The sequence below is a fragment of the Chitinophaga hostae genome (assembly GCF_018224885.1).
Classification (GTDB): Bacteria; Bacteroidota; Bacteroidia; order Chitinophagales; family Chitinophagaceae; genus Chitinophaga; species Chitinophaga hostae.
In genome coordinates this window covers 67600-89382 of sequence record NZ_JAGTXB010000006.1, presented here as the reverse complement: position 1 = coordinate 89382, position 21783 = coordinate 67600, and the positions used below count along the sequence as shown (strand labels likewise).

18 protein-coding genes are annotated in these 21783 nt (G+C 45.4%); 4 read left to right on the top strand and 14 right to left on the bottom strand.

Annotated features, from left to right (window positions below; translation table 11 throughout):
- Positions 1–33: 33 nt before the first annotated feature.
- Both ligD and ku read right to left on the bottom strand, forming a co-directional pair.
- Positions 34–2583: a DNA ligase D gene (ligD, locus tag KE626_RS14100; protein WP_211973558.1), complete on the bottom strand. Its 2550-nt coding sequence runs from the start codon at positions 2581–2583 to the stop codon at positions 34–36.
- Positions 2580–3362: a non-homologous end joining protein Ku gene (gene ku / locus KE626_RS14095; RefSeq protein WP_211973557.1), complete on the bottom strand. Its 783-nt coding sequence runs from the start codon at positions 3360–3362 to the stop codon at positions 2580–2582. Before ku ends, ligD begins: the two co-directional genes overlap by 4 nt.
- A 107-nt stretch (positions 3363–3469) precedes the next feature.
- Here ku and KE626_RS14090 point away from each other — a divergent pair, with 107 nt between their 5' ends.
- Positions 3470–3817, top strand: a complete 348-nt coding sequence (locus tag KE626_RS14090; RefSeq protein ID WP_211973556.1) for a hypothetical protein — start codon at positions 3470–3472, stop codon at positions 3815–3817.
- A gap of 29 nt (positions 3818–3846) precedes the next feature.
- On the opposite strand, the gene KE626_RS14085 is transcribed toward KE626_RS14090, so the two are convergent.
- The 4 genes from KE626_RS14085 to KE626_RS14070 form a co-directional block, all read right to left on the bottom strand.
- Positions 3847–4905, bottom strand: coding sequence for a DNA topoisomerase IB (locus KE626_RS14085; RefSeq protein ID WP_249207467.1), 1059 nt, complete (start codon positions 4903–4905; stop codon positions 3847–3849).
- The gene (locus tag KE626_RS14080; RefSeq protein ID WP_211973555.1) at positions 4898–5251 is read right to left on the bottom strand and encodes an SDR family NAD(P)-dependent oxidoreductase; all 354 of its coding nucleotides are present in this window, start codon (positions 5249–5251) and stop codon (positions 4898–4900) included. Before KE626_RS14080 ends, KE626_RS14085 begins: the two co-directional genes overlap by 8 nt.
- A 77-nt stretch (positions 5252–5328) precedes the next feature.
- Positions 5329–5871 (bottom strand): YciE/YciF ferroxidase family protein, encoded by a 543-nt coding sequence (locus KE626_RS14075; protein ID WP_211973554.1) that lies wholly within the window; start codon positions 5869–5871, stop codon positions 5329–5331.
- 30 nt (positions 5872–5901) lie between these two features.
- A complete protein-coding gene (locus KE626_RS14070) occupies positions 5902–6147 on the bottom strand; it encodes a hypothetical protein (protein WP_211973553.1) in 246 nt (81 codons plus the stop codon).
- A 312-nt stretch (positions 6148–6459) separates the two neighbouring features.
- On the opposite strand from KE626_RS14070, the gene KE626_RS14065 reads away from it, so the two are divergent.
- Both KE626_RS14065 and KE626_RS14060 read left to right on the top strand, forming a co-directional pair.
- Positions 6460–7911: a sensor histidine kinase gene (locus KE626_RS14065; protein ID WP_211973552.1), complete on the top strand. Its 1452-nt coding sequence runs from the start codon at positions 6460–6462 to the stop codon at positions 7909–7911.
- Positions 7912–7965: 54 nt separating this feature from the next.
- Positions 7966–9408, top strand: coding sequence for a hybrid sensor histidine kinase/response regulator (locus tag KE626_RS14060; protein WP_211973551.1), 1443 nt, complete (start codon positions 7966–7968; stop codon positions 9406–9408).
- A gap of 50 nt (positions 9409–9458) precedes the next feature.
- Here the strand turns inward: KE626_RS14060 and KE626_RS14055 are convergent, their stop codons facing one another.
- The 3 genes from KE626_RS14055 to KE626_RS14045 form a co-directional block, all read right to left on the bottom strand.
- Complete coding sequence (locus KE626_RS14055; RefSeq protein ID WP_211973550.1) at positions 9459–10892, bottom strand: sigma-54-dependent transcriptional regulator; 1434 nt, start codon at positions 10890–10892, stop codon at positions 9459–9461.
- A 70-nt stretch (positions 10893–10962) separates the two neighbouring features.
- A complete protein-coding gene (locus KE626_RS14050) occupies positions 10963–11325 on the bottom strand; it encodes a response regulator (protein ID WP_249207466.1) in 363 nt (120 codons plus the stop codon).
- 7 nt (positions 11326–11332) lie between these two features.
- On the bottom strand, positions 11333–13606 hold the full coding sequence (locus tag KE626_RS14045; RefSeq protein ID WP_211973548.1) for a glycosyltransferase: 2274 nt from the start codon (positions 13604–13606) through the stop codon (positions 11333–11335).
- 430 nt (positions 13607–14036) lie between these two features.
- On the opposite strand from KE626_RS14045, the gene KE626_RS14040 reads away from it, so the two are divergent.
- Complete coding sequence (locus KE626_RS14040) at positions 14037–14315, top strand: hypothetical protein (protein WP_211973547.1); 279 nt, start codon at positions 14037–14039, stop codon at positions 14313–14315.
- A gap of 157 nt (positions 14316–14472) precedes the next feature.
- Here the strand turns inward: KE626_RS14040 and KE626_RS14035 are convergent, their stop codons facing one another.
- The 5 genes from KE626_RS14035 to KE626_RS14015 all read right to left on the bottom strand — a co-directional run bounded on the left by KE626_RS14035 (position 14473) and on the right by KE626_RS14015 (position 21772).
- Positions 14473–15495, bottom strand: a complete 1023-nt coding sequence (locus KE626_RS14035) for an NAD(P)H-dependent glycerol-3-phosphate dehydrogenase (protein WP_211973546.1) — start codon at positions 15493–15495, stop codon at positions 14473–14475.
- 143 nt (positions 15496–15638) lie between these two features.
- Positions 15639–17024 carry an efflux RND transporter periplasmic adaptor subunit gene (locus tag KE626_RS14030; RefSeq protein WP_211973545.1) on the bottom strand — a complete coding sequence of 462 codons (1386 nt, stop codon included), beginning with the start codon at positions 17022–17024 and terminating at the stop codon, positions 15639–15641.
- Between the two features lie 25 nt (positions 17025–17049).
- Positions 17050–18495, bottom strand: a complete 1446-nt coding sequence (locus tag KE626_RS14025; protein ID WP_211973544.1) for a TolC family protein — start codon at positions 18493–18495, stop codon at positions 17050–17052.
- A 145-nt stretch (positions 18496–18640) separates the two neighbouring features.
- A complete protein-coding gene (locus KE626_RS14020) occupies positions 18641–19306 on the bottom strand; it encodes an ABC transporter ATP-binding protein (RefSeq protein ID WP_211973543.1) in 666 nt (221 codons plus the stop codon).
- A gap of 81 nt (positions 19307–19387) precedes the next feature.
- The gene (locus KE626_RS14015) at positions 19388–21772 is read right to left on the bottom strand and encodes an ABC transporter permease (RefSeq protein WP_211973542.1); all 2385 of its coding nucleotides are present in this window, start codon (positions 21770–21772) and stop codon (positions 19388–19390) included.
- Positions 21773–21783: the final 11 nt, after the last annotated feature.

The following is a 21783-nucleotide window of genomic DNA, read 5'->3' as shown; positions in this document are numbered from 1 at the left end:
AACTACGGTTTTACGTGAAGAAATACCTGCGTGCTACCGGCTATTTTCTATCTCACCTATCGCTTTACGCAAGTCATTCTTTACACTTTTAATATCGTGCCACAAGTCGTTATTTTCGTTTATCCGTTCCAGTGAGTTAAATATATTAAAATTACTGATCCTTAATTTTTCATTTACTTCCTCCCATAAAAGCGGCATCGACACGGTGGCACCTGGTTTTGGACGGGCAGAATAAGGCGCCGCAACAGTCTGCCCCCGGCTGTTCTGCAGAAAATCAATATATACTTTTTTATTCCTGGCGGCCTTAGCCCTTACCACACTGGTGCTTTTAGGCAACTGTTCATTGACATGGCGGGCAATATATTCCGCAAACAGGCGGCTACTGTCATAACTTATTTTTGTGGTTCCCGTTGGAATATAAATATGCAACCCGGTAGAACCGGAGGTTTTACAGAAAGAAGTGATCTTAAATCCATCCAGCATGGCTTTGATATGCCGGGCCGTTTCCACCACATATTTAAAATCTATGTTTTCCGGATCCAGGTCCAGCACTATAAAATCCGGTTCATCGAGCTTATTTATCCGCGACAGCCAGGGGTTGATTTCAATACAGCCCAGGTTTACCATATACGCCAGCGTGGCTTCATTATTACAAACCAGGTAGTCCACGTTCTTGCCGGTAGAATCGGCCAGCAGCGGCACACTCTTTATCCAACCGGGGGTTTGCGTGAGGTCAAGATCCTTCTGGTAGAAAGAAGGACCTGTAATGCCATTGGGAAATCGATGCAGCGATAAAGGCCGGTCTTTCAGATGCGGTAACATATATTTTGCTACCGACAGGTAGTAATCAATCAGCTGGCCTTTGGTGATTTTTTCAATCGGCCAGTACAGCTTTGACTGATTGGTAAGGGTCACCTTTTTGCTGTTAAGCGTCAGGGTGCGTTCTTTTTCAAGGGTAGTTGCCGTCATGGTCATTTTTTTTGCAATTTCCGGATGTATGTCCTTTGCTGGTTTATCTTCCCGCAGTCCAAGAAATATCGGCTGCCGCAGGTGTCCGTCGCCGGTCCATTCCTGGAACTTTACCTGACATACCAGCCGGGGCTTTACCCAGGTAACCGGCATATTGGTGGCTACTTTTTCACTGAATGGCGACGCCTTTGTTACCAGGGGTTGCAGCTGTTCATAAAGGTTACCGATAGTAGCCTCGTTAAGTCCTCCACCGCAATGCCCGATATACTTTAATTTTTTTCCTTCATAGATGCCCAATACCAGGGCGCCGATCTTCTTCCTGCTGCCACGGGGAGCGGTGTAACCGCAGATCAGGGCCTCCTGCTCATTCACGATCTTTATTTTCAGCCACGACATGCCCCTTCTTCCTTCCTCATATATGCTGTCTGCTTTCTTAGCTATAATGCCCTCCCACTGTTTTTCCCTGGCTTTGGCAAAAAACCGGTGGCCACTTTTTAATACATGCGCCGAAAACCGCACCATTTTATCATCCAGTTTTGCCAGCAGGGTCTTTAATAGATTTTTACGCGCGAGTAAAGGCATTTCCTGCAACTCGTTGCCATCCAGGTGAAGCAGATCAAATACGGCAAATACCAGGTTACCCTTCCCGGTGGTTTTATATTGTTGCAGCGACTGGAAGTCAGATCGCCCCTTTTTATCGAGTACAATAATCTCTCCGTCCAGTACCACATTATGCGAAATTTTCTCTACGGCAGCCACTACCGGGGGATAATCATTGTTAAAGGATTTCTCATTCCTGGAATAAAGCATGGCCTTGTTACCGGCCACACTGGCAATAGCGCGGTAGCCATCCCATTTTGTTTCGAAGAGCCAGTTATCGCCATCAAATGCTTCGCTGACCAGTGTTGCCAGCATAGGTTTGTATACCTTTTTGATAGGAGATTTCCCTTTTTTTGCGATGGTTTTCTTTTTTGTTCCGGGAGAAGGAGCTGCCTCCGCGACCGGCTTCACCCGGACGACTGATTTTTTTTTTGCCACCTGTTTAGCGGCAGCCTTTTCTTTCAATCCCTGTGCTTTTATTTTCTCCGGCGTATAGTCTTCACTGTTATATTCATCTACTGCGTATTTATCTTTGTGTTTTATGAGCAACCAGGCGTTTTCTTCCCGGCCTTTCATTTTCACCATTGCAAATTCTCCCTTCAGCTTCTTTCCTTTCATCACTATTTTCAGATCGCCTGATTTCAATTCTTTCAGGGCTTCCTTATCGAAATTACTGCCGTCGGGGTTCATAAGCTCAAACGTTCCTTTGTCCCAGATATAAACGGTGCCGGCGCCGTAGTTACCTGCGGGTATGGTACCTTCAAAGTCTTTATAGTCATACGGATGATCTTCCACTTCCATGGCCAGCCGTTTATCTGCCGGGTTCATGGATGGTCCTTTCGGTATTGCCCAGCTTTTCAGTACGCCATCTACTTCCAGCCTGAAATCGTAATGCAGCCGGGAGGCATGATGCCGCTGCACCACAAATACATGCTTACCCTGTACAGCCTTTCCGGCACTGGGTTCCGTTGTTTGGCTGAAGTTCCGTTTCTGCTTATATTTTGCAAGGCTCATGATGCACGTTTTTTAGCAGCGGGTTTTCCAAGACTGGCTTTCAGCTGATCAAACAGGTCATCGCTCTTCGTATGCACCACCCGCATTTTTTTCACGACTGTTTTCTTACCACTGGCTTTTGCCTTTATTATTTTCATGAGCTCAGCCTTGTATTCATCTTTATACTCGCTGATATCAAATTTGGCGGTGTATTGTTTTACCAGGGCGATGGCCATATCCAGCTCCTTTTTTGCGAATTTTACATTAGCAGGCAGCGACAGATCAGCGGATGACCTCACTTCCTCCTCAAACCGCAGTTGTTGCAGTAACAGGTAGTTTTCCCTTGGTCTTACTACAGACAGGTGTTCCTGTGACCGGAGTACAAAGCGGCTGATGCCTGCTTTCCCCGTTTTTTCCAGGGTTTGCAACAGCAGGGAATAGGCTTTTTCCCCTCCTTTGGCGGGTTCTATAAAATAGGCAGATTCAAAATAGATATCATCTATATCTGTTTCCTCCACAAAGGATTCAATTTCTATGATCTTACTTTTCTTTGGGCTGGCGGCTTCAAAATCTTCATCCTCCAGCACTACATACTCATCATTATAAAGAAACCCTTTTACAATCTGCTCCCAGGGCACTTCTTTGCCGGTATTTTCGTTGACCCGTTTAAATTTGATATGTGCCTGATCTTTACTGTCGAGCATATCCAGGTCCAGCCGGCTGTCCTGGGTAGCGCTAAATAGTTTCACCGGTATATTTACCAGCCCAAATCCTATAGATCCTGACCATATTGCACGCATGATGTTATAGTTTTAGTTTAATAAAAAGTTAACACAAATAGTACCACTATCATAAAACATCGCGGCATAACTTTTGGTTTTTGACATTTCAACTAAAACCCTTTTTTATGGAAAAGCCAGGTGAAATGACCACTTTATCAAGAGTATTGGAAAAACTGCATGAGAGAGGCTTTGATCATGAATTGAATATGAGTGATCATGGCAGGTTACAGAATAAGGATGCACAAAAAATATATAATCCGGAGGACCTGACTATCGTTAAAACGTATCGTTTCGAAGGAGAGTCAGATCCTTCAGATTCCTCTATTCTGTATGTACTGGAAGACAAGGACGGGGAGAAAGGCTATGTACTGGACGCTTATGGCGCTTATAGCTCGCACGAAGAGGCCGGCTTTGACGAGTTTATCCAGAAAATTAAGGTAGAAGACAGGGAAGAACAACTGTTATTCGGATAGCCTGCCGGGTTCTCCGTACCCTGGCCTGATCAGGCGCTTACAAGAAATTTCAAAAGCACTTTTTCATCTGCATGTAACCCGCCTCCGGCGGGTTTATTGCGTTTTGCACGTAACTGTTGCAGCCAGGGTTCCAGTAGTCCTTTTTCGTAGCTCTCCAACAGCTGCGGATGGATATAATATTTCCTGCACACGGCGCGGGTATTCCCCAATTTGCCCGCCACACCGTCTATTATTGCCACGATGTTACGACGGCATTCCGTTACCGATGCAAAGGGGGTAAGATCGGCCAGTAAATTAAATGCGTTTACGGTACCGGCCCAGGTCCGGAAATCCTTACAGGTAAATTCCGTTTCCGGGCAGCATTGTTTTATGTATTCATTTACCTCACCGGAATCCAGTCCTTTATGCTCCCCATTTTCATCGTAATACTGGAAGAGTACCTGCCCGGGAACCTCCTGTACTTTCTTCAGTAATTTTGCCAGTGCGGCGTCCTGCAATTCAATTTTATGCTCCACTCCTTTCTTACCGCGAAACCGGAAAAAAGCTTTGCTGCCGTTAATTTTTACATGTCTATCGCGCAGTGTGGTAAGACCGTGCGATCCGTATAACCGTTCATAGGAAGCATTTCCCACCCTTATCAACGTTTCTTCCATCACAGATAATGCGATAGCGATCACCTTATCTTTATCCAACGCCGGATGCTTTAAATCTTCGTGTATCCGTTTACGTATGTCAGGCAATTTCTCAGCAAACTGGCGCAGCCGGTAATATTTTGTTTCATTACGTACTTTGCCCCAGGCGGCATGATAGCGGTATTGTTTGCGTCCTTTGGCGTCGATACCGGTAGCTTGCAGGTGTCCGTTTGGCCAGGGGCATATCCATACATTTTCCCAGGCCGGTGGCAACACCAGTTTACGGATACGGTCCAGCACATCCGGCTCTTTTAGGGGCAGGCCGTTATCGTCAAAATAAATGAAATCCTTTCCTTTGCGCAGGCGGGTATAGCCGGGTATATCTGCTTTCACATAGCGGAGTTTTACCGATCTGGCAACGGCAACGGGGTCGGTGATCTGATCAATATTAACCATTTACGATCTCCCCTCCATTGGGATGATTTTCACTGCCAATATCGCCGGCAATCAGCAAGCATTGGCGTCCGGCAAGGGTAATGTGCCCGCAGGTAGTTTCAGCGTCTGTATGCTCGTTAAAATAGGCAATAGCCACATCGGCGCCTTCCCGGGCAAACGCCACGGCTACGGCGCGGCCAATACCGCTGTCGCCCCCGGTGATAAGCGCCGTTCTATTGTGCAATTTTCCTTTTTTGGTATTTGTTTTTTCGAATACCGGCGACGGCTCCATTGCCTCTTCCAGTCCGGGTTGTACAGGTTGTTTCTGTGGCGGTCTTACCGGCTTTTTGGGATAGCTTTTTTGCATAAAATGAGCTTAAAAAAGGCCCCCGCAATACCAGGGACCTTTTGCAGTTTTTCCATTAAACAATTATACAAATCGTGCTATTCTGCTGCCGCCTCTTCGTTTATGGCAGATTCAGCTACCTCTGTGAGGAGACTATCAGCATTTTTTTCTTCCTGTAAAGTTTGCTCCAGTAATTTCGCTACTTCGGTATGCCCCATTACATTGGCAAGCGTGCGTAAGCTGCCATAGGCGGATATTTCGTAGTGCTCAATTTTCTGGGAAGCAATGATAATACCTGCATCTCTTACGGCGGTATCTGCCTCAGTATCGGCCAATACTTCCTGTCCTTCTGCAATCAGGCCTTCCATGGCTTCACATTTTTTTGCCTGCGGCTTTTTACCCAGCAGTTCAAAAACTTCTTCCAGTCTTGCTACGTGCTCCTTGGTTTCTTCGAGGTGATTTCCTATGCAGGTACTTAAATCGTCAGAAGTGGCGGCCTTCTGCATTTTAGGTAAGGCTTTAACCAGGTTTTTTTCCGCCCAGTAAATGTCCTTCAGTTCCTCCACAAAAAGTTCGTGGAATTTGGAGTTGTCCATTTTTCCGGCGCTGGCCTTCTTTGAAGCTGTTTTAGTGGTAGGCATTGTAACAGGTTTTTTTAGGTTAGAAAATAATTATTGTTGTTTGTCCGGTGATTTTCTTTTGAAAGCTTGCTCCTGTTCCTGGCCAGCCTGCGGATCTGCGGGCTTACGGGGCGTTTCCCGTTCGGGAAGTTCTTCCGGAATGGGTTCAATTTCCGGCTTCACCGGCGGTGGTTGTACCGGAGGTGGTTGTACTGGTGGCTCCTCCTTACCGGGTTGTTGTCTTTCCGGTGTAGCAGGATCAGTGACAGGTTGTTTATTTTTATCCGGGTTATTCATGATTCAAATTTTTATTGGTAAAGAACTATAATTAGTAATCCAAAGTTCATTCCAATGCCTGTTTCCAGGCACTTTTTCGGCGGTATTCATCTCTCTGAAAACCGCTACTGACAATAAAAGCAGGTCGCTTCTACCTCTGCAGTAACCAGGTATATAATTATGTTCTGCAGCGCCCGTAAGCCTTGTAGAATTAAAGGGTATTCTGTGGAATATGTTGCTCAGCGATGCAGGCGAAAAAAAACGGTGTTTTGATCCCAAAGTTCAAACATAAATAGTACCTTGAAATGCTTTCTCAACTTCCCATACATACAGATGCATTTTTCAGTACACAAAAAGATAAGACTTGGTTTTTTCATAGCATTTACGGTGATCGTAGCAGCATCGGTATTTTCTTATCTCGTCGCCAAAAACTTGCTGGATAACGCCGGAAGACTCAATCATGCTATAGAGGTATCTAAAAAACTGGAAGTGATCACCCGGCAGCTGAAAGAAGCCGAATCCGCTATCAGGGGATATACCCTTACCCGCGACAGTTCTTTCCTTGACCCCAGTATGCAGGAACGCAGCAACCGGATAGAGGAAGAGTATCTGCTGCTGCGGAAAATTACGGCAGATAATCCCGTGCAGCAACACCACCTGGACACGCTCCGCCGGTTGCTGACTATCAAATACCAGCAGCTGAAAGTGGGTGGCGAAGAATCCACCCAGGTAAAACAGCTGTCCTCTGTAAAAGAAGGCGAAAAAGCCATGGACCTTATTGACAATAAAGTGCGCGATATGATCCGCATTGAAGAAAGTCTGGTGCAGGAAAAGTCGGAGTTGTTCCATTTTTTTGCGGTATTGTGGGTACCCATGATCCTCATTTCCTCCCTGGTGGCCATTTTAATTGGCATCTATTCCTATATCACGCTTACAAGAGAGTTTAAATTACAGTTGCATATAGAAAGCAGGATGAAGTCCTACCAACGGGATCTGCAACAAAACATTTCGCTGCTCAATAAAACCAACCAGGAGCTGGAACAGTTTGCCTATGTGGCTTCCCATGACCTGCAGGAACCGCTGCGAAAGATATCTACCTTCAGCGACCGGCTGCAAACAAAATACAAAGAACAACTTCCCCCGGACGCCACCCAGCTGATAGACCGCATGGTATCGGCGGTTTCGCGGATGCGGGTACTGATCAATGACCTGCTCATTTTTTCCAGGGCGGGTCGCATTACTCCCGAAAGTATTACGCCGGTGAATATGAACCAGCTACTGCAGGAAGTACTCAGCGACCTGGAAGTAACACTGGAAGAAAAGAATGTACAGGTAAAATACGACGAACTTCCGGTGATTGAAGGCAGCGACACCTCCTTTCATCAATTGTTCCAGAACCTGCTGGCTAATGCCATTAAATTTGCCAGCCCGGACAGGCCGCTGGAAATAAACATCCATCACCAGATCCTCACCGGAAAAGAGCTGGCAGTAGTGAAAGAAAGCCAGCAGCATGACACTTTTTGCCGCATCAGTATCGACGATAATGGTATTGGTTTCGAGCAGGCTTATGCAGAACGCATCTTCCTGATTTTTCAACGCCTCCATGGCATCAGCGAATATTCAGGTACCGGTATAGGGCTGGCCATCTGCAAAAAAATTGTGGACAGCCACAGTGGCTACATCCAGGCCTATGGCGAGCCAGACAAAGGAGCTACTTTCGTGATTATACTACCGCTGAAACAAAAGCTGAAAACAGAGGATCACGAAGTCTGGTTGAAAGCCTAGCATCTTTATTGCTGTAATTTTTGTCTTTGATTACAAAACTTCCAATCTTACGCGATGAGTGAGCGCCCGATACACATTTTAATGATAGATGATGATGAAGACGACTTCTTTCTTGTAACGGAGCTGCTACATGATATATCACCCGGCCAATATGTGCTGGAATGGGCCTCCACTTACCAGAAAGGTATAGCTGCCCTTGAAAACAACTCACACGATGTATTCCTGGTTGATTATCGCCTGGGGCCCAATACCGGTATAGATGTGCTTCGGCGCATACAGCAGATGCCCAACCAGCTGCCGGTAATTATGCTTACCGGCAAAGGCGATTACAAAATTGACCAGGAGGCCATGCAGGCCGGCGCATACGATTACCTGGTAAAAGGGGAAATTACCGCCGATCTGCTGGAAAGATCCATCCGGTACGCACTTGATGAATACAACCATCGCCGCTCGATTGAAGAAAGTGAAAAAAAATATTATGGCATCTTTGAGAAAGCACACGACCTGATCGTGCTGGCAGATTGCGACCGGAATATTATCGACGCCAATCCCGCTGCGCTGCGCACGCTCCGCTATAGCAGGGAGCAATTGCTGAAGCTGCACCTCCGTGATCTCTTTGTTTCCCGGGAGCAAAGTGAAATTTTTCTCAACAATATCTGTAACACTGGTGCTACAACTGCATTGGAATACGAGTTTAAAACTGCCGATAATAAAAAATTAACAGTGCTCATCAACGCTGTTACACTGGACGAGGCAGCACAGATATTCCTTTGTGTAATACAGGACATTACCGATAAAAAAAGAGAAGAACAGGAGAAACAACACCAGGAAAAATTCGTGATCACCGGCCGTATCGCCAGGGTTATTGCACATGAAGTAAGAAATCCGTTAACCAATATACTACTGGCTGTGAGCCAGTTTAAAGAAGAAGAACCGGTAGTGGCTGCCGGAGAAGATACCAGCCTGTATACCGATATTATTGAACGTAATTGTACCCGTATTAATCAGCTGATCACCGAGTTGCTGCACAGCACCCGTATGATAGAACTGCATATGGATCAATATGGCATCAGTGAACTGGTGGAAAAGGCGCTGGTACTGGCGCAGGACCGGCTTCAGCTCAATGACATAAAGGTAGAAAAAAACCTGCTATTGCCGGATGTAATGGTGAATGCAGATGAAGAAAAAGTAGTGATTGCTTTTTTAAATATCATCATTAATGCTATCGAAGCTATGGTACCCGGAAAAGGTGTTCTAACGGTTACAGGCATACGTAACCAGGATAAAGTCAAATTAATGATCGCCGATAACGGGGCAGGGATTCCGGAAGATAAGCTCGCAAGATTATTTGACCCTTTTTATACCAGCAAGGCGAAAGGTACCGGACTTGGGTTAACCAGCACACAAAATATCCTGTTAAATCACAAGGGAACCATTCATGTAGACAGCGAACCGGGCAAGGGATCCGTGTTTACCATTGCGCTGCCGGTGGCTTAAATATTGCCCGGCTATTTCCTTTCGTTATTAACCGGGCAATCAATATTCCTTTAGTAATTAATATTTAGCAGGCGCAGTTTGTTATACAAAGTTTTGCGATCTATATTCAATACCTGTGCTGCTTTGGTTTTATTGTATTTTACTTCTTTCAGCACATTAATAATCTTATTATACTCTGCCTGTAAGGCCACTGTTTTCAGATCGTTATCGTTGGATAACAAAGCCAGTTCTCCGGATACATGTATTTCCTCCGACGCCTGGGAGAATGCTTCCTTCATTTCCAGTGGCAGCGCGCTCATCGTAATATCCTCCATTTCCGGTGTCAACAAACAAGCCCGTCTGATCACGTTCTTTAGTTCACGAATATTACCTGGCCAGTTATACTGTCTGAAACAATCCCAAACTTCAGAAGAAATTTTTCCGCATGATTTGTCCAACTCTCTTTCCACCTGGTTTACAAAGGCAGTGGTAAATAAAGGCAGGTCATCACGGCGCTCTCTCAATGGCGGGATATAAATAGTAAACTCATTTAGGCGATGAAAGAGATCTTCCCGGAATTTACCACGTTGTACGGATTCAGACAGTTTTTCATTGGATGCCACGATAATGCGTACATCAATCGGAATTTCTTTCAGGCTGCCTACCCTGCGGATCAATTTCTCCTGCAATACGCGGAGTAACGCTACCTGGATATCGTACGATAAATTGGAAATTTCATCGAGGAAAAGCGTACCTCCCTGCGCCTGTTCAAATGCACCGATTTTGGTGTTGATGGCGCCGGTAAAAGATCCCTTTTCATGACCAAACAATTCACTTGCTGCCAGTTCTTTTGAAAGACTTCCGCAATCCAGGGCAACGAAAGGCTGCTGGCTTCTTTTACTGTGATGATGTATCAGGTGAGCCACCGATTCTTTCCCGGTACCGGTTTCACCAAAAATAATAACGCTGTAATCGGTAGGGGCAACCAACTTAATCTGGCGGATTAATTCCTTGGCGCCTTCACTTTCTCCATACACGTACTTGTCGCTCTTATCATTCTGACTGCGTGATAACAGTGTTTCCCTTACTTCCGGCTCACTGCCGGATTCCACGGGTCTTACGGCCTGTCTTTCCTGCTCGGATTCCTTATGTGCAAATGCTTTATGTACGAGGCTGAGAATTTCGTCGGGATACAATGGTTTGGAGAGATAATCATATGCTCCGTTTTTCACCATTTCCACCGCCACTCTCACATCGGTATAACCTGTGATAATGATCACGATGGTAGCGGGATTGATCTGGTGGATATCCTGCAACAACTGTGCACCGTCTGTATCTTTCAGCCGATAATCACAAAGCACGAGGTCATAGGTCTTTTCCTTCATCATTTTCAGTGCAGCACTACCCGTCATGGTGGTATCCACATCAAATCCGTGCTTCCCGAGAAATTTGCTCAGGAGCGTACAGATATTAATTTCATCGTCTATGATTAGAATATTTTTCATACTGCTTTAATAAGTGGGTAATTGGCAACAGAATAGCTGCATAAAATTACTAATTATAACTAAGCTGCACCTAGCTTTTAATATTATCTATCAGTTCATCAACATGTTTGACACTGAAGGGCTTAGCCAGGAAAAAAGTGGCTCCTGCTTTCAGCGCGATCTGTTTTTCCATGGCATTGTCGTATGCGCTGATGGTGATAACAGGCAGTGTTGGACATTTTTCTTTTATAACCGGCAACGCCTCCAGTCCGGAGCCATCCGGCAGGTGGATATCCAGGAAAAGCAGGTCTGGCTGATGTTTGAAAATGGCCTGCATCCCTTCACCCAGTTCATGTACATATTTCACAGTATATCCGTGACGTACAAGTGTGAGTTGCAATAATCTGCAGATATCCGGTTCATCATCTATTATCAGTATACTGGGATATTTCATTGTGCTATCAGTTGAAGCCGAGTTTAACAGGCTCCAGGCTACTTTGTTTCGTTGTAACATATTTATGTTTATTCCATTGTTCCATCAAAAGTCTGGCTATCAGGTAACACACGGTTGATTCAGCGCCCTGGTTCTGGTTTATATTATTCTTCTCCAGGCCATCATAGCAACCGTAAGTTAACGGATTATAAACAAGTTGTTTCAGGTGATTATTACCCAAATACCAACTGAATGCCAAACGCATTTTTTCCAGATATGAATTATTTTTTGTGACTGTATAAAATGTATTCATTGCCAACATGGTATAGGCGACTTCGATGGATTGTTCGCCGCCATCCTCTGGCTCTTGATTCGTATGTTTATGATACCAGGTTTTGTTGCTGATCACTTTCATGTGGCTGTCGGTAAAGGTTTTGCTGCAAAGGAAAGTCAGGCTGTCTTCCGCAGTTTTGCGGTATGCTTCTATACCCGTTACCTGGTATGCCATCAACATTGCCTCGGGCAGCACTGCATTACCATACGTCAGGTAGGATTCATACCAATGCCAGTTCTCATCTGCTTCATCTTTGTAGTTATTGTACAATTTTGCCGCCAGGTTCTGCAGGATCTCTGCCGCTCTTTCACCTTGTTTGTAACGGAGGAAATAATACAGTCCTTTAATGGTAAAGGCGATAGCCCTTGGCGACTGCAGTGATTCCATCCAGCTAAAACATTGTCTGAAGAGGGATAAAGCGTCCTGCACTGCATCAAACGGGAGATTGTTGTGTGATGACAGTGCGTAGCCCAGCGCCCACACGGCGCGGCCATTAGCGTCTTCCAGGTTTACTTCCTCATTCATGCTGCAAAAGCCTCCGCCACATTCCACGTAATTGAGAAATTTGCCGGATGGTTTCTGGCAATAGCTGATAAAATCGAGGTATTTGCGACATAGCGCGTTAACGAATGTATTGGATTTCAGCTCATTGGCATACATACACATCGCTATGAGCGCCCTGGCATTATCGTCGAGGGTATATCCGAATTGCGGATCCGGCACATCGTGTTTTGAAAATTGCAGCATGCCGAATTCGTCGGTCATACGATCAACATGGTCGAGATAAGGCGGCGGCAGATTGGGAAGAATTTTATCTTCTGCCAGTGCTTCACTGATCACGCTCATGTGCGCGATGGCAACATTTTCCCAGATGGAGCTGCGTGTTTTTTCGATGGCCGACCGGCTCATTTGCTGCCGCAGGTCAGCATTTCCCAATAACTGAAGTGCGCTGGCCGCGAGCTGTTCAGGATTATTGAAATCGATCAGGCATCCGGCGCCGTCTTCCAGCATTTCGCGGGCTTGTACAAACGAGGTAGAAATAACGGCGCAACCTGCGCTCATCGCGTACACGAAGGTACCGCTTACCGCCTGATGCGGATCTTTGGAGGTAAACAGGTAGATGTCTGTCAGCGATAAATAATCAAGCAATGTTTTCAGCGAGAGATAGGAATTGACAAATCTCACATGTTGCTGTAATCCGAGTTCAGTGACCAGGTTTTCCAGCGAGTTCCGGTATTTTTCCCCTTCTCTTGAAAATATTACGGGATGTGTTTTTCCCAGCACCAGGTATATCACATCAGGGTATTGTTTTACAATATCCTTCATCGCCCTGATAGCCGTTTCTATGCCTTTGTTTTCGCTCAGGAGGCCAAAGGTGGTAAGCACCAATTTTCCGTCCAGGTTATAGTGGCTTTTTAATGCCGGTATATCATCTACAATATGGGCATGGGTACCATGTGGTATATGCACAATTTTGTCGGCCGGTACATGGTATACCTGCTGAAGCAGTTCGGCAGATGAGCGGGTCATCACAATTACTTTTGCTGCCAATGTGCTGATGAGGCTCACTACTTTGGTGCATTTGAGATCCGGGTATGGCAGTACTGTATGGAAACGAACCACGAAAGGCTTATCCAGTAAGGATAACATTGCCAGGAGATTATGTCCGTACTCACCGCCGTACAGCCCAAACTCATGTTCAAAACACACCAGGTCTATTTTATTGTTTTCATTTATTTTCTGGGCGAAGTCGATACAATTATCAATATCAAATGGGTTAACCGAATATGTAACAGGCGATTGTTTGATGTTTGCTGGTTTCCCTGATTCTTCCAATGCCGCTATTTCTATATTCAGGTTACCGGCAAAGTTTTTATTCATTGCGTTTACCAGGTCCTGCGCGAAAGTGGCGATGCCGCATTCGCGAGGTGGATAAGATGTAACAAAAAGCAAGGTTCTGATCTTCATTGGTAAAAAGTTTTTACATACACAGTTAACAACTAAACTAACCAAGCCCCTTATTCACAGCGGGGGAAATAGGATGATCCAAATTTCAATCCAATGCCTGCATGTAAGGGTTGCAACGGATTGGGCTGTCAAATTCTGTGGAATTAATTCCACGCTTCCTGTCCCATCTCCACAGGTGCTGTAACAGATTTAAATAATTCGTATTTACATTCTATTAACATAGCATATAAACATAATTAGCTACAATTGTATTGTAATTAATTGGCAAATGGGTTTAAAATGGCACAAATGACAACATTAGTTCAACATAAACGGTCAATACTGGTCTTTTGTCCATATCAGCTTATTTTAGCAGAAGTAAGCACACCAAGGCTGCCATGTGAAACACAACTCAACCATTACGTTTTCTCATTTAAACCCAATCGCCGTTATGCGAAACATTGCATGTACATTCAATGTAGATGGTGTACCTACCAAAATCAATTTGCGGAAACTCCCGCGGCAAAGGAGGTTTCAGGCTGTTATAGACCGAAACATTACAGAGTACATCATCTCCGACGAAACCAACGAAATTGAATATTATGAGGGGCCGGTATTAAGTGACTACCTTTTTACGCGGATTGCGACCCTGATAAAGCAGTATTTTCCCAATGTGCGGGCTATTATAAAGATTGGCGAGGATAACTATGAGGATTACGATGATTTTTAGGATATAGTTTTCCGGCAAAAACACAAAGCAGTAGGGATAGTAACTTACACCATGGGCATGCTGTTTCCAGCCATACCATTTCTAAAAACCTGGACATGCTGCTTACAGCTACACCATTAAAAATAAATACTGCTTTGTGTTTTTGCGGGGAATATTGCTAGATAAAGCCTTTCTCCAGCGACAGGAAAGCTTCTGACGGATGCACCTGTTGCCATAAAATAGCATATACCGCCTGCGCTACCGGCATATAAGCCCCGATACTCCTGTTCATTTCATGCATGCATTTGCTGGCATAATAGCCTTCTGCAATCATATTCAGCTCCAGCTGAGCGGCCTTCACACTGTATCCCTTCCCGATCATATTACCAAACGTGCGGTTACGGCTATGCAGGGAGTAGCAGGTCACCAACAGATCGCCCAGGTAAGCGCTGGCGCTGTAATTATGTACCATAGGCTCCATGCCCGCTACCAATGCTTTTTGTTCTTCATATTTCTCGAGGAAATGTTGCATTTCCCGGAAACAGTTGGTTATAAATACGCTAAGGAAGTTATCTCCATATTCCTGTCCGTGTGCAATACCGGCTCCCAGCGCATAAATATTTTTTAGCACCGCCGCCAGCTGCACGCCTATCACGTCTGTATTTACAATGGTTTGAAGATAGCTACCGGTAAACTTATCGGCGATGGCCTGCGCATCAGCCAGGTGGGTGCCGGAGAAAGTGAGGTAAGACAATTTTTCGTTGGCTACTTCCTCCGCATGGCAAGGGCCTGTAATAGTAAAATACTGGCTGGCCGGCAAAGCGAATTGAGCATGCAGGTACTTTCCTATCAACTCATTATTACTGGGTACCAGGCCTTTGATAGCCGAAATAACTTTCTTATTGCGTAAAGCATCAGGCGAAAGCTGGCTTAAAACATCTTCCAGGAAAGCGGAAGGCACTGCCAGCACCAGCTCATCACAGGCGGCTACTACTGCCTTTACATCGCTGCTAAGCGATAAGAGGCTGGTATCAAAATATACGGAGGTGAGATAATGTTTATTATGATGACGCAGCTGCATATGACGGATGGTATCTTCATTCCTGATCCACCAATGTATAGCGTGCCCGTTGTCTGTCAGAATTTTTGCCAGCGCAGTGGCCCAGCTGCCACTGCCAATTATACCAATGCTCTTGCTCACAATGCAATTTTTACGCAATATAAGGAAAAGCTTAAAGCATAAGGGCTAAAGCAAAAAGCTATTGAGGCGAATGATCTCAGCGGGAATTACACCCTTTGTGCTGATCATTCGCCTCAATAGCTTTTTGCTTTAGCCTTTATGCTTTATTTCGCTTGTCCTTCGAATAAATCTGTTTTCGGTACCACTTTTACCTTTTTACCATTTTCCAGCAACCTGGAAATGGCGGTATATGGTGCGCTGATCACCTGTTCTCCCGGGCTCAATCCGGAGGTGATCTGGATCCAGGCATCGTCCTGTACGCCTGTTTTTACGGACACCATTTTTACGGTACCATCTTTCTGTAACACAAATACTACTTCGTTGAGGGTAGGTTTTGTACTGGCAGAAGAACCTGGCGTGGTATCATCCTGTTGCGGCTTTTTATCTTTACCACCGTGGTTCTTTGTTGAATCGGCATCACGGGTGGTTACCGCGTTAATAGGAATAGTGAGTACGTCGTTTACATGCCTGGTTTGAATATCTACGCTGGCGCTCATACCGGGGCGGAAAGGAAATGTTCTTTTACCGGCTTTGTCGATCAGGTCCTGGTAGCTTTCCGGCAGGATACGGATGTGTACTATATAACTGGTTACCTGTTCGGCAGAAGAGGCGGTACTTACCGTAGCTGTAGCGGCTCCTTTACTGGAACTGGCAATCTGGGTAACAATACCTTTGAACTGGCGATTGTTATAGGCGTCCACTTCAATGATAGCGGTATCGCCGTATTTTACCTTGGGCACATCATTTTCTCCCACATCCACCTGTACTTCCATGGTATTCATATCGGCTATACGCAGCATTTCCGTACCGGTCATTTGTGCGGTACCTACCACGCGTTCGCCTTTCTTTACAGACAACAGGGAGATGATGCCGCTCATGGGGGCGGCAATGGTAGTACGGCCCAGGTTCTTGTGGGCTTCATTCAGATCGGCTCTTGCGCTCTGGATGGCAAATTTATTCCCGTTTATTTGTTGAACAGCCGCGTTATAATCTGCCAGGGAGGCGAGATAGGTAGCTTCTGCGGTTTCAAATTCAGATTTAGAGATCACTTTCTGGCCGAGCAGCTCTTTGTTACGGTCGTAAGCGGCCTTGTTCTGGGCTAACCGGGCTTTAAAGGAACTCAGGGCAGCGGTAGAATTGGCCAGCTGTGCCTGTTGCTGGCTTACAGAGGCTGCGGCTTTGTCTACCATAGAGCCATAAATATCTGCGTATATGCGTGCCAGTACCTGTCCCTTTTTAACGGAATCGCCTTCGAGCACAAGCAGATCGGTGATTTCACCGGATACGTCGGAACTTACCTTTACTTCTATTTCAGGATAAATTTTACCGCTGGCGGTTACCACTTCTATAATATTTCTGTTAGAAGCTTTGTCTACAGCAACTTTAATCCCTTCTTCCTTACCAATAACCCCGGACGCTTTCAGTACCAGGAGCAAAATAACGAGTGAACAAAGTATGCCTATGAGCCAATAAAGTGTCTTTTTCTTCATAAAGCAATTTAATTTCCCGGCATCGCTACAGCGATATTTTTTGATCTCTGTAGAATTCCAGCAATTTCATTTTAAATATATAATCGTATTGCGCGGACACCTTTTGTATTTGCGCGGTGAACAATTTACTTTGGGTAGTGATATAATCAATGGTATTCATTAATCCCAGGTTAAAGCGTTTGGTGGCAAAATCGTACGCTTTCTGTGCCGCCATCACTCCTTTGGTGGATGCATTAAACTTTTGCAGGGCCGCAATTGCATTGGCATGTGCGGTATAAATATCCTGTTTCAGTTTCTGGTTATCCAGGTCGCGGGTCAACTCGAGGTTTTGGACATTCAGTTTGGCTTTGGCCATACCGGCATGTGCCTGCCATCCGTTAAAAATAGGAATACTCAGCGTGGCGCGAACCGATTGCTGGAAGTTCTGGTCCAGCTGATCGGAGAATGGCATTTTTGAGTAATACTGGTTAGGGAAGGTTGGTGTGAAGGTGGTTACCGGTACGTTGGTATTACTTACCACGCCGATGGTATCTTTTCTTAACACCAGGTTACCCTGGTTAAACTTTTCTATATTATTGGAGTAAGATGATCCCAGGCTGGCCGAAAACGACAACTTGGGGAACATCTGTGAACGGGCTGCTTTAAAATTGCTTTGTGCCGACTGTATCTTCAACTGGTCTGATTTCACCAGCGGATAGGTGCTCATAGCAGCGCTGTATACCATTTCCGGCGCCATTTCATTTAAAGGCTGTAAGGGCAGCGTTTCAATATTAGCTGGTATTTCCGGCTGAAAAGGGATTTCGAAGCCCAGGTTCAGGTATGCTTTCAACTGCAGGATAGAAAGTATTACATTATTTTTTGCAGTTACCAGGTTGGTACTATCCTGTGCCAGCTGTGCTTCCAGGTCGGCCTGGTTACTTTCCGGAACAGAACCGGCGATCACCAGTTTCTTTGTATTCTCCAGGTTCGACATCGTTTGTTGCACCTGTACTTCGTTAACTTTCTCCTGTTCATTATTTAACAGGATCTGTAAAAAAGCGGTTGCCACATTAAAAGCGAGGTCATTACGGGCTTTCTGCAACAGGAAGCTATTGGACTGCAGGTCATATTTATTGGCAGCGATCGTATGTTGCTTATAGAACCAGTTGAAAATATCACCCCCTACGCTCAATCCGCCATCTGCGGAAAAAAACGACTGGGTAATATAAGTATTCGTTTGCGGGCTGGGGTTACGTCCTTGTCTGTATCCTCCGCCGAAATCAATACTGGCACCGGGGATCATACTCAGGCGACTTTGCTTCAAGGTTAACTCGGCCAGTCGTCTTTGTATTTCCTGTTGTTTAACCGTCAGGTTATTTTGCAAAGCATAGTCCACACAACGTTGCAAGCTCCACGTATCCTGTGCTACAGCGGATGATATGTTAGCAAACAATAAAACCAGGATTACTCCTGCTATTCGGGATATTCTCATAACATACCAAAAATATAATAATTGTGATGATACTTTTCCACCCTTCTTGATAGAAGGCAAAAATTTAGTAGGTATGGCAGTATACCTCACTAATTGAGTGTACAACATAATCTTTTTTTTACAAATTTCTTAAAAGCGTCCCGCCTTATGGTTGTATTTGGCCATCACGGATCTGGATAACGCGGTTGCCATAGGTGGCATTCACGTCAGAATGGGTTACCTGTATAATGGTAATCTTATCCTGCTCATTCAGGTGTTTGAATAGCTGCATGATAACCTTTGCCTGGTCGGAATGCAGGTTACCGGTGGGTTCGTCGGCCAGGATCACCCGGGGTTCGGCCACGATGGCACGGGCAATACCCACCAGCTGTTGCTGACCGCCGGATAGCTGGTTAGGAAACAGGTCTTTCTTGGCTACCATGTTAAAACGGTCCAGCACATCAGCCACGCGGCTTTTCCTTTCGGAAGCAGGTATATTTTTATACAGCAGTGGGGTTTCGATATTCTCGTAAACGGTCAGTTCATCTATAAGATGGTATGCCTGGAACACGAACCCAATGGAGCCACGATGCAGCTGGGTACGTTTCTTTTCGTTCATTTTGTCCACCCGCTCTCCTTCAAACAGGTACTGACCTTCGGATGGTTCTTCCAACAGTCCCATAATATGCAGCAAGGTAGATTTCCCTGAACCGGAAGGGCCCATGATAGATACAAACTCGCCTTCATTAATAGTGAGGTCAATATCTTTCAGGATATAGTTTTTTCCGAATCCTACCGGGTAATGCCTGGAAATTTTCTGCAATTGTATCATGATCGGTTAATTTGTTTTTTGATAAATATGGATGTTGCTGCATATCGGCATAGCAATATAATTAAAAGTAATTGCCTGCGTTTATTCAGACCGGAGACTTTTTGCAGGATTCATTAATGCAGCTTTCACTGATTGCAGGCTAACAGTCATTAGCGCAATCAGTACAGCCATCCCTCCTGCCAGCAGGAACAACCATACATTCAAACTGGTATGGTAAGCAAAGGTTTCCAGCCAGTGATGCATGGCGTACCAGGCAACAGGAGAAGCAATACAAAGTGCAATGACAACGAGCTTTATAAAATCCTTTGACAACAACGCCACCACATTGGTCGCGGAGGCGCCCATTATTTTGCGGATGCCTACTTCGCGGGTACGCTGTTCTGCCGTAAAGGCTGCCAGCCCCAGCAAACCCAGGCAGGATACCAATATTACCACTACGGAAAAAGTGGTGAGTATGGTGCTGGTACGGAACTCTGCTTTGTATATCCCGTTAAAATCTTCATCCATGAAATGATATTCGAACGGTGTTCCCGGCAAATATTCCTTCCAAACATTTTCTATACCGGCAATTGCCAGCTGTTCTTTGCCTCCGGCTGTTTTCACCAGTATTTCTCCGAAATAATCATACTCCGGAAAAACAACGATCGGTTGGATCTTATTTCTCATAGAGGCAAAATGGAAATCCTCCATCACACCCTGGATAAGACCTGCACGGCCATTCATCACCATCTTTTTTCCTATAGCTGCTTCCGGCTCCCATCCGAGGGAACGCACCGCAGTTTCGTTCAGGAAGAAATGATACACCCGCGCGCTGTCTGCCTTTAACACATCCTGTATATCTGCATTTGTGAAATCAGATCCGGCAATCAACCGGATACCCATCGTGCGCAGGTAATCTTTTTCCACCGGGATAGCGGTAATGTCCAGGTGATAATCCGCCGGCTTACCCTGTAAATTGTCAATAGTATAGCCACCGCCTACTGCCACGGGTGAATCGTAGGATGCGCTTACCTGCTGTATGCCCGTTTGTTGCAGTAGCCTGCTTTTAAACTGCTCCAGCATTTTCGAATTCATATGATCACCGTACAACACCAAAACCTGGGAGCGGTCCATTCCCAGCTTTTTTGTTTGTATGTATTGCAGCTGACGGCCTACCACCAGTGTACAAATAATAAAGAATACCGCCGTGGCAAACTGAAATACCACCAGTGTTTTGCGGATATTGCCACCCTTACCATAGGTCATTCTTCCTTTCAGTACCTGTACCGGCCGGAACCCGGAAAGGAATAATGCAGGATAGGTGCCTGCAAAAAAAGTAGTACCCAAAAAAACAACCACCAGCAAAGCGTATATGCGGTATCCGTTGGTAAAGCCCAGGCTGATCGTGGTATCTGCCATATTGTTGAAAAATGGCAACAATATCGCTGCCAGCAACAGGCCTATTATTATTGCACAGAAAGTGATAATAGTCGATTCTGCCATAAACTGCCAGAAAAGCTGTCCCCGTAAGGCGCCCAGTGCCTTACGCACACCAATTTCCCGGCTTCTGTCGGCAGAACGGGCTGTAGCCAGGTTCATAAAATTGATACCCGCTACCAGCAATAGCAACACCGCAATAATGCTGAGAATATAGTTATACCGGATATCGCCGCCGGCCTCAGTAGAGTTACCTGCAACAGAATACAAATGGATGCCGGTTACCGGTTCCGGCACCAGGTCGAACGTTGCCCCGCTCCTGTTTGCCCCTTTCATCATTTCCCCGATGAAGGCTTTCAGGTTCTTATGTAAACCCGCTGCGGTAGCATTGTCGGCAAGTTGAACATAAGTGTAGTAGTTTGGCGAATTCCAGTTATCTTTTTCTCCCAGTGATGAATAACTGGCTACAAAATCAAATTTCAGATGGGTATTGGCAGGCGCATCTGCTGCTACTCCGGTTACCTGGTAATTTTTCCTGTCATTTATTTTCAATGTTTTTCCTACCACATCGGTAGTACCAAAATATTTGTTGGCCATGGATGCCGACAACACAATCATATCCGGACCATTCAATACGGTGGCAGCATTGCCGGATAACAACGGAAATGAAAACATCCGGAAAAAAGCCGGATCGGCATAAATAAAGCGTTTTTCATTCACGGCCTTATCACCATACTTTACAGTAGAAGCATAAGGATACACCCTCGACATCAGCTTTACTTCAGGATAGTCCTTTACTACAGGGCCTAAGCCATTAAAATTGAGCGCGGTATGTGTTACCGGCTGGTCTTTTTCGCCATAGTCCATGCGGATACGATACAGCTTTGCCGCATTGGTATGAAACTGGTCATACGTCCATTCATTTTGCAGGTAAAGCGCCAGCAAAATAAAACAGGTAATACCAGCGGCCAGCCCGGTGATATTGATCACTGTATATAATTTGCGCTTAAGCAGATTTCTTACTGCTGTTTTTAAATAATTACGCCACATGTAACAGGTAT